General features: G+C 42.3%; 12 protein-coding genes and 1 other RNA gene. 2 read left to right on the top strand and 11 right to left on the bottom strand.

Annotated elements, in window-relative coordinates:
- Entirely contained in the window at window positions 1-189 is a 189-nt protein-coding gene (locus T515_RS12425) for a hypothetical protein (protein WP_036611666.1), read from the bottom strand.
- A gap of 178 nt (window positions 190-367) precedes the next feature.
- Between T515_RS12425 and T515_RS12420 the strand changes: the two genes are divergently transcribed.
- A complete protein-coding gene (locus T515_RS12420; protein ID WP_051671705.1) occupies window positions 368-991 on the top strand; it encodes a helix-turn-helix domain-containing protein in 624 nt (207 codons plus the stop codon).
- Between the two features lie 205 nt (window positions 992-1,196).
- Here T515_RS12420 and guaA read toward each other — a convergent pair whose 3' ends face one another.
- The 3 genes from guaA to ssrA all read right to left on the bottom strand — a co-directional run bounded on the left by guaA (window position 1,197) and on the right by ssrA (window position 5,357).
- Window positions 1,197-2,738 (bottom strand): glutamine-hydrolyzing GMP synthase, encoded by a 1,542-nt coding sequence (gene guaA, locus T515_RS12415; RefSeq protein ID WP_036611663.1) that lies wholly within the window; start codon window positions 2,736-2,738, stop codon window positions 1,197-1,199.
- Window positions 2,739-3,108: 370 nt separating this feature from the next.
- Window positions 3,109-4,482: an NCS2 family permease gene (locus tag T515_RS12410; RefSeq protein WP_036611661.1), complete on the bottom strand. Its 1,374-nt coding sequence runs from the start codon at window positions 4,480-4,482 to the stop codon at window positions 3,109-3,111.
- A 529-nt stretch (window positions 4,483-5,011) separates the two neighbouring features.
- Window positions 5,012-5,357, bottom strand: a transfer-messenger RNA (tmRNA) gene (gene ssrA, locus T515_RS17150).
- A 282-nt stretch (window positions 5,358-5,639) separates the two neighbouring features.
- On the opposite strand from ssrA, the gene T515_RS12405 reads away from it, so the two are divergent.
- Window positions 5,640-6,143 (top strand): helix-turn-helix domain-containing protein, encoded by a 504-nt coding sequence (locus T515_RS12405; RefSeq protein WP_036611660.1) that lies wholly within the window; start codon window positions 5,640-5,642, stop codon window positions 6,141-6,143.
- A 290-nt stretch (window positions 6,144-6,433) separates the two neighbouring features.
- Here the strand turns inward: T515_RS12405 and uvrA are convergent, their stop codons facing one another.
- The 7 genes from uvrA to T515_RS12365 form a co-directional block, all read right to left on the bottom strand.
- Window positions 6,434-9,265, bottom strand: a complete 2,832-nt coding sequence (uvrA, locus tag T515_RS12400; protein ID WP_036611657.1) for an excinuclease ABC subunit UvrA — start codon at window positions 9,263-9,265, stop codon at window positions 6,434-6,436.
- A 133-nt stretch (window positions 9,266-9,398) separates the two neighbouring features.
- A complete protein-coding gene (locus tag T515_RS12395) occupies window positions 9,399-9,902 on the bottom strand; it encodes a Gx transporter family protein (RefSeq protein WP_242839375.1) in 504 nt (167 codons plus the stop codon).
- A 199-nt stretch (window positions 9,903-10,101) separates the two neighbouring features.
- Entirely contained in the window at window positions 10,102-10,299 is a 198-nt protein-coding gene (locus T515_RS12390) for a cold-shock protein (RefSeq protein WP_036611654.1), read from the bottom strand.
- A gap of 170 nt (window positions 10,300-10,469) precedes the next feature.
- A complete protein-coding gene (hslO, locus tag T515_RS12385) occupies window positions 10,470-11,411 on the bottom strand; it encodes an Hsp33 family molecular chaperone HslO (protein WP_081832818.1) in 942 nt (313 codons plus the stop codon).
- Window positions 11,411-11,965 (bottom strand): SEC-C metal-binding domain-containing protein, encoded by a 555-nt coding sequence (locus T515_RS12380; protein ID WP_036611652.1) that lies wholly within the window; start codon window positions 11,963-11,965, stop codon window positions 11,411-11,413. The genes hslO and T515_RS12380 overlap by 1 nt, the downstream gene beginning before the upstream one ends.
- Window positions 11,966-12,055: 90 nt before the next feature.
- Complete coding sequence (gene kduI, locus T515_RS12375) at window positions 12,056-12,901, bottom strand: 5-dehydro-4-deoxy-D-glucuronate isomerase (RefSeq protein ID WP_036611649.1); 846 nt, start codon at window positions 12,899-12,901, stop codon at window positions 12,056-12,058.
- Between the two features lie 296 nt (window positions 12,902-13,197).
- Window positions 13,198-14,517, bottom strand: a complete 1,320-nt coding sequence (locus T515_RS12365; protein ID WP_051671704.1) for an AI-2E family transporter — start codon at window positions 14,515-14,517, stop codon at window positions 13,198-13,200.
- Between the last annotated feature and the right edge of the window lie 309 nt (window positions 14,518-14,826).

Here is a 14,826-nt window from a genome sequence, read left to right as displayed (position 1 = left end):
TTACTGACTGAATCCATAGAAACATTCAGAAAAATATTTTGCACTTACACGACCACTAATGGTGTAATAACCTTTTGCCTTCATTTCTTTATTAAGCTGCTGAATAATCTTGTAGGCCTTACTCTCAGAAACTCCCAATGCCTGTTTAACATCCTGTGCATTCATGAGTCTTGTTTGGTTGTTTACCATTTTTATTCCTCCCGTATTTCTTTATATAGTATTTATCAGTTCAATAATGTACTGTTTATACCTAGTGTACTAACAGTTCAGATGTGTACTGTCAATATTATGTATCAAAAACATTTCATTTGTGAACTGATAATGATATACTTAGTTCACATCAATTTAAGAAAGAAGGTTTTTTCCTATGGCTAAAGCAGAATCTAAATACATTCATCCTTTAGGCGATAAAATTCGTAAATATAGAACAGCTAAAGGCTTCACTCAGAAAGAACTCGGAGAAAAATGTCAGCTAAACGAATCTACTATTCGTAATTACGAGCTTGGTAATCGATATCCGGATGAAGTTACTCTTAATACAATTGCTGATGCTTTAGGTATAGATAAGCATGCTTTAGCTGATCCTAACCCTGCAAAGGTGTTTAGCGCTGTTCAGATTCTTTTCGAACTGGAGGACCGCTATGGAATTATTCCAAAGCTGGTTGATGGCGAAGTTCATCTTTTACAGTTTCCATTAAAGAAGGATGCTACTCCATCTGAAGAGCTGAACTATCTTCAGATGAAAGAAAGCCTTCGTCTTTGGAGCCACATTCGCAAAGTATGTGATGATGGCAATCTACTGGATGAAGAATACAGCGTTTGGAAAAGCTTATATCCCGATTACATCACCAGCGACAAACAGTTTGGCTATATAGAAGATCCTGAGATTGAAAAAAGGATTCAGGAACTTAATGAGCTTACCCAAGCTGCTATGCCAGAAGGTAAATCAGATAACAAGCCATCAAAACGGCCTAGAAAGTCTTCTCTGTAACTTGTTTGTATTAATTTGTCTCCGGATTATCCGGTTGTCATTTTGAGAGAAAAACTGCCTGAATAGGCAAAGAATATAAATGATAAAAAGCGTGGAATTATTCGGATGAATAATTCCATTTTTTAATTGGTTGTCATTTGGTTGTCACTGAAACCAAAAAGTGGATGAAAACCTTGAAATACCAAGGTTTTCATCCACTTTGAAATTATTCTAATTCTATCGTCCCAGGCGGCTTACTCGTAAGATCATAGAATACTCTGTTTACTCCCTTGACCTCATTTACAATTCTGTTCATGCACTTCTCAAGTACTTCAAACGGAATGTTTGTTACTTCTGCGGTCATGAAATCATCTGTTTCAACTGCACGAAGAACTACGGCATAGTCGTAGGTTCTGAAATCTCCCATTACACCTACTGAACGAACATTGGTAAGTGCTGCGAAGTACTGGCTGATCTTTCTGTCAAGACCGGCAATGGCGATTTCCTCGCGATAGATGGCATCGGCCTCCTGAACGATACGAACCTTCTCAGGAGTTACTTCACCGATGATTCTTACTCCGAGTCCCGGGCCCGGGAATGGCTGGCGATAAACCAGATACTCCGGAAGTCCGAGCTGAAGACCTACACGTCTTACTTCATCCTTAAAGAGAAGTCTCAGAGGCTCAATAATGTCTTTGAACTCTACCTTTTCGGGAAGACCTCCGACATTGTGATGAGACTTGATTACAGCGCTCTTTCCTAGACCTGACTCAACAACGTCCGGATAAATGGTTCCCTGACAGAGGAAATCAACAGCCCCGATCTTCTTTGCCTCGCGTTCAAATACTCTTATGAACTGCTCGCCGATTATTTTACGTTTCTGCTCAGGCTCTTCTACGCCCTGAAGCTTTTCAAAATACTCGGGACCTGCATTAACACGAACGAAATTAAGGTCATACTGGCCCTTCTCACCGAAGATAGCCTCAACCTCATCACCCTCATCCTTACGAAGAAGGCCGTGATCAACGAAGACACATGTAAGCTGCTTTCCGATTGCCTTTGACATAAGGGAAGCTGCAACAGAGGAATCAACTCCGCCACTGAGAGCGAGGAGAACCTTGCCGTCTCCTACAGTTTTACGGATTTCTTCGATCTTGTCCTGTACAAATGTCTTCATCTTCCAGCTGCCTTCGCACTTACAGACATCATAAAGGAAGTTATGGAAAAGCTTGTTTCCCTCTACAGAATGCTGTACTTCAGGATGGAACTGGACAGCATATATCTTACGCTCAGAATCTTCCATGCCTGCAACAGGGCAGTTGGCTGTATGTGCGATGATTTCAAATCCCTTTGGAACCTCTGCTATGTAATCTGTGTGAGACATCCACATGATAGTATTGTCAGATGTGCCGGCAAGAACAGAATCCTGTCTGTCAATGATCACATCAGTGCGTCCGTATTCAGATACAGGTGCAGTCTTTACAACTCCGCCGAGTTCGTATGCTATAAGCTGTGCACCGTAGCAGATACCGAGAATAGGTATACCCATATCGAAAATAGCCGGGTCAATGTGCTGGGACTCCTCTTTATATACAGACTGAGGTCCGCCGGTAAAGATGATACCCTTTGGATTTAATTCCTTGATCTTGTCAAGACCGATAGATGAAGCATACACCTCGGCATATACACCAAGGTCACGTACGCGTCTTGCAATCAACTGGTTGTACTGACCACCGAAGTCAAGTACCACAACAAGTTCTTTTGCCATGATTCCTCCAAACCTTAAAAGCCTTTAGATACTGTAATTCAATGTATAAAAAATCCACAAATAAATCAATATGCATTTACCATAATATTTTCAATGTTTTAATCAAAAAACTGTTAGCACGTTGATATAAAATGATACGAATGTCATGAAGCCTTTCTCACGCTTATGGTAAAGCATTTGCGGGTGAAGTCTTATTACACTTATAGCAATCGAGTAAGGAAAATACGCCCTACTCGATTCCACGTTGGCCTTCACATGTGCTATTGTACAAGCACAACGCACGCGTGAAGGCCTTATCGCGAATAAAACAGGCTCCGGGAATTATCCCGGAGCCTATCGGTAAATTATATATGATTCTGTATTTCGTCTATTACTGGAAGTTTGTAACCAGTGTTACGATTCTCAGACAGAAAAGAACGAATACTACCCACATGATAGGGCTAACGTCCTTTGCCTTCTTCTCAAATACCTTTACGATTACCCATGCAAGAATTGCGAACATGATACCTGTTGCGATTGAGTATGAAAGAGGCATCATAAGCATTGCAAGGTAAGCACCTACAGTATCGGCGATATCACCGTCGAAAGTGATCTTCTTTGCTGAAGAAACCATAAGCATACCAACATAAAGAAGAGCCGGAGCTGTAGCGAAACCAGGAATTGCAAGGAAGATTGGGGAAAGAAGAATAGATATAAGGAACATGCATCCTGTTGTAAATGCTGTAAGTCCTGTCTTTCCACCAGCAGCAACACCCGCGGATGACTCTACAAATGAAGTGATTGTTGATGTTCCGAGACAAGCACCTGCAACTGTTCCAACTGCATCTGCCATAAGAACATTTCCTACACGAGGAAGCTTGCCATCCTCATCAAGAAGGCCTGCCTTATCGGCAACACCTACTACTGTACCGACAGTATCGAAAAGATCAACATAAAGGAATGAGAAAACGATAGCTACGAACTGAACGATATGTGAAGCAACCCAGCCGAAATTAAACTTGAAAGCTGTGTTAGCGATACCGCTGAGCTGTAATCCCTGTGAGAAGTTAGGAATAAGGCTGTATACACCTGCGTCGATGTCAACCTTGTACCAGCCTGTCATCTCTGCACAGATTCCGAGGAGCCATGTAGCAAGGATGCCGATGAGAACCGAACCCTTGATATTGTAATGAGTAAGAACGATTATAAGGAGGAAACCGATAAGAGCAAGTGCTACTTCTGGCTTTGCAAAGCTGCCAAGTCCGATAGTTACACCGCTGTCACTTGGTGTCAGAGTTACAATGCTGGCACCCTGAAGACCGATATAAGCAACAAAAAGACCGATACCTGCGGAAATACCATTCTTAAGGTTCTGAGGGATACCATTGATCATCTGCTCTCTTGCCTTAAAGAAAGAAAGGATAATAAAGATAAGACCTTCAACAAGAACTGCAGTAAGTGCGATAGTAAATGCATTCTCAACATCTGCAAGCTCACCGAGACAAACTGTGTAAGCAAAGTATGCGTTGAGTCCGAGACCTGCTGAAAGAGCGATTGGGTAGTTGGCGAAGAATGCCATGATGAATGTAGCAAATGCTGACGCAACAGCAGTAGCTACAAAAACACCGCTTCTGTCCATGACAGAACCCAGGATGTTAGGGTTTACTGCAAGAATGTAAGCCATGGTCAGGAAGGTCGTGATACCTGCAATGACTTCGGTCTTTACATTAGTACCGTGTTCTTTGAGTTTGAAAAACTGTTCCATAAAAAATAGCCTCCTTGTTTTGAAACGTCAGTTCAGTGGATTTTTTCTTTGTACTGACGCCACATGTCGGAATCATAGTGAAACCGGCATGGTTTTAAGAGATGATCATATGTATTGGTAGTTTGGCAAATAAAACAATACATACACTCTTGTTTGAAAACATGGATAATTTTAACACATTAAATTTTAGAAGTCTTATTAAAAAAGGGTATTCCTTACAACTTTGTTATTTTTTTATAAAATGAAATATTGTAAATGATAATCTTAGGTTATTTTTTTTATAACATTTCCGGATTATGATGAAGGCGAGGACCTATCAGAAATTGAAAGAAAGGAGAAACTCAGGAAGCACTAATAGAACGCTTCAAAAAGCTGTTTTAGCGTGGGTAAATCCGTGGGCAATTTCGTGGGCAATTTTTTAGTTTTTTTACCAATCTGAACCGTTTTTTCACCCACCTCGACGTAGATAAAAAATAGGCGGAAACCTAGGAAATAAGCCATTCCTCTAGGTATTCCGCCATTTCTTGTAAAGTGGACCAGACGGGAGTCGAACCCGTGTCCGAAAACAAATTCCCTCTCCTTCTACTATCATAGTACACTTCGGAGATTCCCCACCGTGTAGAAGATGTGCACGTCTTTACACGACCGGTATCCTCTTATACGCCCATCAGGTAGAGGAGTTCCTGAAGTCGTTTCTCACATAATCGAGGCCAGATTCTCAAAGTGTGAGTGCAATGAGGCTGACCACGCAGCAATTAAGCTGCGTATGCGTAACTTGTTTCGTTAGCGTTTATATTTAAGTTTGAAGTTTAACGCGACTGTCTTTCGGATAGCTTCTAAAGCTGCATCGTCCCCGTCGAAACCGGTACTAGCCCTTATACCTGAACATCATAGCTTATAAAAACTCATTTGTAAATAAACCGTCAGTTTATAATTTGTTCTTTTACCTTTCTCTTGTTGTTTTTTTTCGGTTCATGAATAAATAGCTATCTACTGGCATATATTTAACTAAATATGTATAGTTATATTCCTTATATTATGCTGCAAGCTAAATAAATTTTATCTAAGTATACCGAATAGCTATATAGATATACCGATTAGAAAATGTTTTATTTCCATATCTTCGCTTAAAATTCAGGCATAAGGAGAAAAAAGGTATGGGGATCATTAAAAGACGAGCTAAGCATATAAAAACATACACAGAGGACCCGATTTATAACAATGCCAGTTATCGTTTTGATTGGAAGATTCTCGGTAAGAATATCGCAAGACGCAGACTGGAGCTTGGGTACACTCAGCAGGATCTTTCGGATATAACCGGTATTCCTACGGTCATGATCTCGCAGTTTGAAAATAATCTGAACGGTAAACATCCTAACAACAGTCAGATAGTGATATTGATGCATGCACTGAATATGGATGCAAATGCCATTTACAGCGGTAATGCTGATTCAGGAACTTTAAGTACTACAGATAAGAATCTCGCTGAACTTGTGGAAAACATTCGTGCTGAGATTTTTAAATCTGATATTTATAAGAGTGCTCAGATTAATGACAGAAGGAATATTCCTAAGCCCTTGGGTTTAAATAATGCAGGTCGTACCGGATACACAGCTTCGGAACGTGATATTGCTGAAAGAAATAACAACAATTATTGGTAAGTGTTAAGCCATGAGACGCTGAAGCATATATTATCGACAGAACCGGTATGAATCTGTGAAGTTTTAGATCAGTGCCTACAGGCATGACACAGAGGATGGTCATGTCAGATAAATTAATTTGTTAATAAAAGGTGGTCACAGAGTGATAAGTACCCGGAATCCCGGATACACATTTATGACTGTGATCACCTTTTTTCTTATACATATCTTGATATAAGTGAGAGTACTCCGCACGGAATGTTTCGATGTGGACTTTTGACACTCACCGCATATTTTAAAAATCTAATCCCTCATTTTTTGAGATACTGTTTTATGTATCGTCCTGTGTGGGATTCTTTTACCCTGGCGACTTCCTCAGGGGTTCCCTTTGCGATCAGGGTTCCACCCTTGTCTCCGCCTTCCGGTCCCATGTCTATGATGTAATCCGCACACTTTATGACGTCAAGATTATGTTCGATGACGATAACGGTGTTTCCTGTTTCGGCAAGCTTATCCAGCATGACTACCAGCTTATGAACATCCGCAAAGTGCAGTCCGGTAGTAGGTTCATCAAGAACGTAAATGGTTTTTCCGGTAGGTCTTCTGCTGAGTTCGGTTGCCAGCTTGATGCGCTGTGCTTCTCCGCCACTTAGTTCAGTACTGGGCTGTCCGAGCTTTACATAACCAAGTCCCACATCATATAGTGTCTGAATCTTTCTGGTTATGGTTGGAACGTTCTTGAAAAATTCCAATGCTTCTTCAACGGTCATCTCCAGAACATCGTAAATGCTCTTGTCTTTATACTTGACATCCAGAGTTTCTCTGTTGAATCTTTTTCCGTTACAGATCTCACATGGCACATATACATCGGGAAGGAAGTTCATCTCTATCTTTACGATACCGTCTCCCTGACACGCCTCGCAGCGGCCACCCTTTACATTGAAGGAGAAACGTCCCTTACTGTATCCGTGGGCCTTGGCATCCGGTGTTCCTGCAAACAAATCTCTGATGAGATCAAAGACACCTGTATAGGTTGCAGGATTGGATCGTGGAGTACGTCCGATTGGCGACTGGTCTATTGCGATGATCTTGTCAAGCTGTTTGATGCCTTCGATACGCTTATGCTTTCCTGCGATGGTTCGTGCCCTGTTAAGCTGTTTTGCCAGGGCTTTGTAAAGGATCTCATTAACCAGAGATGATTTACCTGAACCTGAAACACCCGTCACACAGGTGAATACTCCGAGAGGAAAATCCACGTCTACGTTTTTCAGATTGTTCTCTTCTGCGCCTACGACTTTAATCCAGCCTGTTGGCTTTCTTCTTATTTTGGGAACAGCGATCTTCAGCTTGCCGCTCAGGTACTGACCTGTGATACTGCGTGGATTCGCCATAATTTCTTCTACATTTCCCGTGGCGACAACTTCTCCGCCCTCTGATCCGGCTCCGGGGCCTATATCCACGATATAGTCCGCTGCACGCATTGTATCCTCATCGTGCTCAACAACGAGTACAGAATTACCCAGATCGCGAAGATGCTTTAACGTTGCTATGAGACGATCATTATCCCTTTGATGAAGGCCGATGCTTGGCTCATCAAGAATATATGCAACCCCTACAAGTCCTGAACCTATCTGTGTGGCAAGTCGGATGCGCTGAGCCTCACCTCCTGACAAGGTTCCGGCAGAACGGGCAAGAGTGAGATAGTCAAGACCCACATCAAGCATGAATCTGATACGGTTTCTGATTTCCTTAATGATCTCATCGCCTATCTTGTGCTGAATGGCTGTGAGATTCAGTTCCGTTATCCACTTGTAAAACTTTTCTATAGACAGGGTCGTTGCATCATAAATATTCAGATCCCCTACCGTAACCGCCAGGCTGGAAGGCTTCAATCTTGCCCCCCGGCAGCTTGGGCAGGGGGTGATGCGCATGAACTGCTCGTACTCCACCTTCATCTTATCAGAGAAACACTCCTTGTATCGGCGGGCAACATTGGCAACGAGTCCTTCGAAAGCAACATTATGGACATTTCCTTTTCCGAACTGTGACTCGTAGTAAACAGTGACTGTTTCATCACCGGTGCCGTTTATAATGATATCTCTGGCTTTTTTGCTGAGATCACAGAACGGAGTGTCGAGGCTGAATTCGTATCTTTCTGCCAATGCCTTCAGCATGGCATGGGTGTAGCTGCCTTCATCTTTTGAATTCATCCAGCCCATTACGGAAATTGCGCCCTGATTGATGCTGAGTGTCTCATCAGGAATCATAAGTTCAACGTCAAATTCCATCTTGTAACCTATACCGAAGCATTCCGGACAGGCTCCGAAAGGGTTATTGAAGGAAAAGCTTCGGGGTTCGATTTCTTCTATGGAGATACCACAGTCAGGGCAGGCAAAGCTGGTGGAGAAATTGATAGGCTCACCGCCGATCAGGTCAACAGTCAGTCTTCCGTCACTCAGCTGCATAACCTGTTCTATGGAATCGGCAAGTCTCTTTTCTATACCTTCACGAATCACCAGTCGGTCCACTACTATCTCAATGGTATGACGAATGTTTTTTTCGAGTTTAATCTCCTCTGACAGCTCGTACATATTTCCGTCGATACGTACACGTACGTAGCCTGAACGTCTCGCACTGTCCAGAACCTTCTCATGCATGCCCTTCTTGCCCTTTACTATGGGGGCCAGAAGCTGTATACGTGTGCCCTCTTCCATGGTGAGAAGCTGGTCAACTATCTCATCCACAGTCTGACGTCTTATCTCCTTGCCGCAATTGGGACAATGGGGCACACCTGTACGGGCATATAGCAGTCGCATATAATCATAGATCTCGGTTACGGTACCCACTGTAGAACGGGGGTTACGGTTCGTCGACTTCTGATCTATGGAAATGGCAGGACTGAGACCCTCTATCATGTCAACCTTTGGTTTCTCCATCTGACCAAGGAACTGACGGGCATAAGATGAAAGGGACTGCATATACCGACGCTGACCCTCTGCATAAATAGTGTCAAAAGCAAGCGAAGACTTTCCCGAACCGGAAAGACCTGTCATAACTACCAGTTCTTCTCTGGGAATGTCTACATCTATATGCTTTAGATTATGTTCACTTGCACCGCGGATTTTTATATAATTTTTACCCATAGTGACCTCATATTCTATATGATTAAAAGTAAAAGAAAATGATAATAAATTAACCCGACAAACATTTGTTTGCCGGGTTAATTTTAACATGACTGTGATTTTAAATCAATAATACGAATATATGTTTTGATATTTAATTTACTGTTCTTAGATAAGTCTGAATTCTGTCTGTAACAAGTCCGGATACCAGACCGATAACCGCCCCTGCTGTTACACCTGCAATCATAAGAACAGGAAGATAAAGAAGCAGTATCTCACTGTGAAGCAATAAAATGGCTGCGGTAAGCTGTCCTACATTGTGCATGACTCCGCCGGTAACACTTACTACCGTCATATGGAATCCCCCTATCTTTAAAAGGATAAGCATGGTAAGAAAGCTGAGGGCAAATCCCGAAATGGAATATGCAAGGGTCATGGTATTGCCAAACATAAAGCTCACCAGAATGATACGGAGAAAGCTGATGATAAGTGTAGGTACAGGTCCCAGAGAATACAGACCTATAACCGTAACTATATTCGGTAATCCCAGCTTGACTCCGGGAACTCCTATATTAATTGGAATAAGCGCTTCTACATAGCTGAGTATCATTGCCAGGGCAAGAAGCATGCCGTATAAACTTGTTTTTTTCGATGTCATTTTCATAACGGTTATTATAATTGACGGTACAGCTCTCTGCAAGGTAATGTGCATATGACCGTACCGGTTTTTCTTTAAATACAAAAAATGCAAAGTAAAAGCGGTATCCGGATGGATACCGCTTGCTTTCATTTAGTTCTCTATACTTTTCTTGCAAATAATATATTAATTACAATTAAGGTACTCTGAAATCTAAAAATTAAAGCTTAATTACGTTTACTGCCTGAGGTCCCTTAGCGCCATCCTGAACGTTGAATTCTACATTCTGGCCCTCTTCAAGTGACTTGAATCCATCACCTGCAAGTCCTGAATAGTGAACGAAAACGTCCTTGCCAGCTTCATCAGAAATGAAACCATAACCCTTCTGATTGTTGAACCACTTAACTGTACCCTTCATTGTATATACCTCCATAAAGTACCTGCAGAATTATTTCTGCAACAGGAACAATCTTAGCATAAACAAAAATCGAGGTCAATCAAATGTCGTACAACTTGACATACATTTTTTATTTAACCAGGTATAATAAAAATAAATATCACTAAATTATGCCAGCAATTTTAATAAAATCACTTTGCATTGTCATACAATTTTTGCAGTTCTGCTGTGGAAAAGCTATAGTGCTTCTCGCAGTAATCGCAGAATACATCCTGAGGCTTTCCGTCCTCTATCAGCTGCTTCAATTCCTTTTTGCCCAATGAGATAAGGGCCTTTGAAACCTTGTCACGGCTGCAGTTACAGTGGAACTGTACAGGTATATGATCATTTATCTCAAGATCCATATCCCCAAGAATGAAATGAAGCATTTCTTCAGGTGTCATTCCCTCATCAAGCATGCTTGTAACAGACTTTATACCGTTGAGTTTTGCCTCAAGCTTTGAGATCACATCTTCTGTGGCATCAGGCATAAGCTGTATGATGAAACCACCGGCCTGTTTTACTGTGTTGTTCTTGTTCATGAGAACCCCGAGACCTACAGATGAAGGTATCTGCTCGGAAACAGCAAAATAGTAAGTAAGATCCTCTGCTATCTCACCTGTCTGAAGATCAACGGAACCGATATAAGGCTCCCTGAGACCGATATCCTTGATAACACTGAGCTTGCCCTGTCCGATAGCACCTCCGACATTGAGATGACCTGACTCGTTGGGCGGAAGCAGAACGTTGGGATTTGAAACAAAGCCTTTAACGTTTCCAAGATTATCAGCTGTGGCTGTAAGGCCCTTTATGGGTCCTTCGCCTTTGACTGTCAATGTGATCACAGATCTTGCACCCTTCAGGTCTACACCCATCATCAGAGCTGAGCTCATTAGTCTTCCGATGGCTGCTGTGCATATAGGAAAAGTATTGTGAGTTTTTCTGCACTCTTCCACAAGATTCCTTGTTGTACATGCAAATGCACGTATCAGACCGTTGGAGGCAGTTGCTCTGACCACATAATCATGATAAGTGCCGGTGGAAGCATTAACCTCCTCACCGGCACTTGTATTTACACGAATCTTATCAGACATTACTGATTAGCTCCGGCCATTGCCTTGAGCTCATTTTCCTGATCGATGCGCATATGACACTTCTTGTACTTCTTTCCTGAACCGCATGGGCACTGATCGTTAGGGTAGATCTTCTTGCCTTCACGACGAATGGTGCCGGATGCCTTCTGCTGACGGTAAAGCTCATGGCGCTTCTCCTCTGAAAGGATAGACTCCCATGCAGGAAGACCATAGAGCCAGCTTGCCTTTGCCTCTACCATGTTGTAGTAAAGCTTCTCAGGATCGATCTCGATCTTAACCTGAGTGTTCTCGTCCATTGAGTCGATAGGATTGTGATATCCCTTGAGTGACTCATCGATACCGTCAAGTACACCTGTGAAGTGGAATACATCAATATGGAAATGATCAGCAAGTTCCTTTACTGTTCCCTCATATACATGTGAAGGATCCTTGAGGATTTCCTCGTAGAAGCCTTTCTCAAGTGCGAAATACTCCTGCCAGAGCTGCTCCTGCTCTGCCTTTGAAAGTCCGTTGCCGTAAGCCTGGGTTCTCCAGGTTTCAAGTAATGTTGCCATAAAATTTCTCCTTACCCCCAAAGGGGGTTTCTTTCAAAAAATAAATATATGTGAATACCGCTGTTGCGGCATATCATCATCTACAGAATATTATCTTAAATCAGGTGTGTATATGTTGTCCATATCGTCAAATTCCTGATTTTCACCGCCCATTGCCCAGATAAATGTATAGTTATGTGTAGCGGATGCACAATGTATGGACCATGAAGGTGAGATTACGGCATCGTAATTACGCATAACGATGTGTCTTGTCTCCTGAGGCTCTCCCATAAAATGGAAAACAACCTGATCCTCCGGAACCTCAAAATATGTATAAATCTCCATACGTCTCTCATGTGTATGGCATGGCATGGTGTTCCATACCGAACCCGGTTTAAGTTCTGTCATTCCCATACTGAGCTGGGCTGTTTTCAGTACATCAGGATGAATGAACTGATTGATCACACGCTGGTTTGCAAGCTCCGGCTCACCACAGGGCCTGTGATTTGCCTCCGCCATGGTGATAAGCTTTGTTTCATAGCTTACATGTGCGGGAGCCGATACCATATAAAACTTTGCAGGCTTGTTCTTGTCATCTGATGAGAAAAGAACTTCCTTTGCTCCCATAGTGATGTAGAGACAATCCTTGTATCCAAGGCTGTAAACTGTTCCGTCTACAGAAATCTTTCCGTTGCCTTCGCCAATGTTAAAGATACCTATTTCGCGGCGTTCCAGTACATAGTGTGTACCGAAATTATGCCAGCAGTCTATTCCTTTGTCCAGAGGCACTGTCTCCTCCACCGGCATACAGCCAAAGGTAACCATACGGTCTACATGCGAATAAACGGCTACTACTTCATCGGGCTTATAAAGTCCGGTGATCAAAAACTCATTGCGGAGTTCTTCAGTCGTATATCTCTTTACGTCTTTCTGATTAGCGCTATAACGAATATCCATAAAAGCCTCCTGAATTAACAAAGTTAAACCTTATTAATTATACATTAGAATTGAGGTTTTGCAACAAGATGACACGTGACATGAAGCCCCGGATACTGTTCGCTTCTTCCCATGAAAATCGGGCAGAAAAAAACTCAGCCATACAGGCTCTAAGGCTGATGGCTGAGTTTAAGACGCTTTTAAAACCGGTTTCCGGGAACCGGTATTATGTATTTTGCTTCATAAATATTTTTATCCGCGATCAGTTTCTTCAGGAACTTTTAGCTGTCGGGTATTTTTCATCATGAGCATTCTCATCATGGACTTTTTTCTTCTTGAACAATTGTCTTAAGAACAGTTTCATCTTGAACAATTGTCTCATGGACTGTTTCTTCAAGAACAGTTTTATCCTGAACTGTTACAGGATCTCCATTTTCATTAAGTGTCAAATGTCGTTTGGAAAGAAGATTTTTGGTGAAACGCTCTGTCATCTTCAGTATGATTCCCCAGATAGGAACACCCACTATCATTCCTATAAAACCGAAAAGTCCTCCGAAGAGCAGGATCGAAAACAGTACCCAGAAGCTGCTGATACCGGTGGATCCGTGAAGGATGCTGGGGCCGATGATATTACCGTCAACCTGCTGAAGGATCAGTATGAAAATGGCAAAATACAGTGCCTGTATAGGACTTGAAATCAGTATAAGTATGATGGAAGGTATGGCTCCGATGAAAGGTCCGAAAAACGGAATGATGTTGGTAATGCCTACAATTACGGATACCAGCATGGTGTACGGCATATTCATGATGGAAAGAACTATGAAGCATATCACGCCTATGATAAGTGAATCTATGATCTTTCCAAGTATAAAGCCACCGAACATCTCGTCTATTTCATGAAAGGTATCCAGCATGGTCTTTCCTATTTTTTCCGAAAATACCGCATAGATGATTTTCTTTGCCCCTACCGCCAGAGTACCTTTGGTGTTCAAAAGATATATCATTACGATGACACCGATTATGATATTCTTCACCCAGTTGACCATGGACCAGATTCCGGATCCAAGAGGCGCAAGGGATGCAAGCAATGATGCAAGGTTTCTGAAATTCGGCATCAGCTGTTCAAAAGAAAAGTTATTTATGAACTTGTAGGCATCACTGAATGACTGACTGAGATAACCTGCAATCTCCGGATTTTCATCAAGCACCTTCATGATGTTGGCATATATTTTATTAAGGTTTGAGGGAAGCGAATATGACAGGGTCAGCAGTGATTTGTGAAGCTCAGGTATGATCATGGATACCAGGCCTATGATCAATAAGAGCAGAAACAGGACTGCTGCTATGGTTCCGGCTGTTTTTGACATGCTGTCTGACATCTTTTCAAGTCTGGTCTTATCCAGAATCTTATCCAGAAATTTCTTTGTATATCTGAATACGAAATCATAGACTGGATTAAGAAGATAAGCCATCACTATTCCGTATATTATAGGTGTGAGTATATCGAACAGTTTGGAAAAGCCTTCCCGGACTGTGGCGAAATTCTGAATTGCCATGATGACCAGAGCCGTGCAGCTTAATGTTAAAAAGACTGTAATGCCCCAGCGTATCTGAATGTCCCATTTATCTTTTTTCAAAACTACCCTCCTGTAAAACCATCATATGATGCACTTGATATGCGGTGGATGACCCGGCTTGTTACCGGTCATGACAGCATGATGTGAGTGTCAAAAGTCGATATCGGACCGCTTCGCGCTATGCGCTCACTGGGAACGTCAGCCCATTTGAATTCGCTTCGCGAAGGGCTGACGCTACATGCCAGGTCCTTCGGACCTGCCACAAAAAGCGTTCCTCCCACATTCCGCACTCTCAGGCCGATAAATCGTCCTTTCGTGCTCCATGTGGGGCGTGTCATGAAGTCTATCCTCCACTTTTGTGCAAGCACA

The organism is Oribacterium sp. P6A1 (assembly GCF_000702885.1).
Taxonomy (GTDB): Bacteria; Bacillota; Clostridia; order Lachnospirales; family Lachnospiraceae; genus Oribacterium.
Note: the sequence above shows the minus strand (reverse complement) of the source record. Positions and strands in the feature narration are given on the sequence as shown.

Bases quoted from the DNA above. Each gene is read 5' to 3' on its own strand.
- T515_RS12420 (WP_051671705.1), top strand. From the start codon at position 368: ATGGCTAAAGCAGAATCTAAATACATTCATCCTTTAGGCGATAAAATT.
- T515_RS12390 (WP_036611654.1), bottom strand. From the start codon at position 10,299: ATGAAGGGTACAGTTAAGTGGTTCAACAATCAGAAGGGTTATGGTTTC.
- kduI (WP_036611649.1), bottom strand. From the start codon at position 12,901: ATGGATATTCGTTATAGCGCTAATCAGAAAGACGTAAAGAGATATACG.
- T515_RS12405 (WP_036611660.1), top strand. From the start codon at position 5,640: ATGGGGATCATTAAAAGACGAGCTAAGCATATAAAAACATACACAGAG.
- uvrA (WP_036611657.1), bottom strand. From the start codon at position 9,265: ATGGGTAAAAATTATATAAAAATCCGCGGTGCAAGTGAACATAATCTA.
- T515_RS12380 (WP_036611652.1), bottom strand. From the start codon at position 11,965: ATGGCAACATTACTTGAAACCTGGAGAACCCAGGCTTACGGCAACGGA.
- T515_RS12410 (WP_036611661.1), bottom strand. From the start codon at position 4,482: ATGGAACAGTTTTTCAAACTCAAAGAACACGGTACTAATGTAAAGACC.
- hslO (WP_081832818.1), bottom strand. From the start codon at position 11,411: ATGTCTGATAAGATTCGTGTAAATACAAGTGCCGGTGAGGAGGTTAAT.
- guaA (WP_036611663.1), bottom strand. From the start codon at position 2,738: ATGGCAAAAGAACTTGTTGTGGTACTTGACTTCGGTGGTCAGTACAAC.
- T515_RS12425 (WP_036611666.1), bottom strand. From the start codon at position 189: ATGGTAAACAACCAAACAAGACTCATGAATGCACAGGATGTTAAACAG.
- T515_RS12395 (WP_242839375.1), bottom strand. From the start codon at position 9,902: ATGACATCGAAAAAAACAAGTTTATACGGCATGCTTCTTGCCCTGGCA.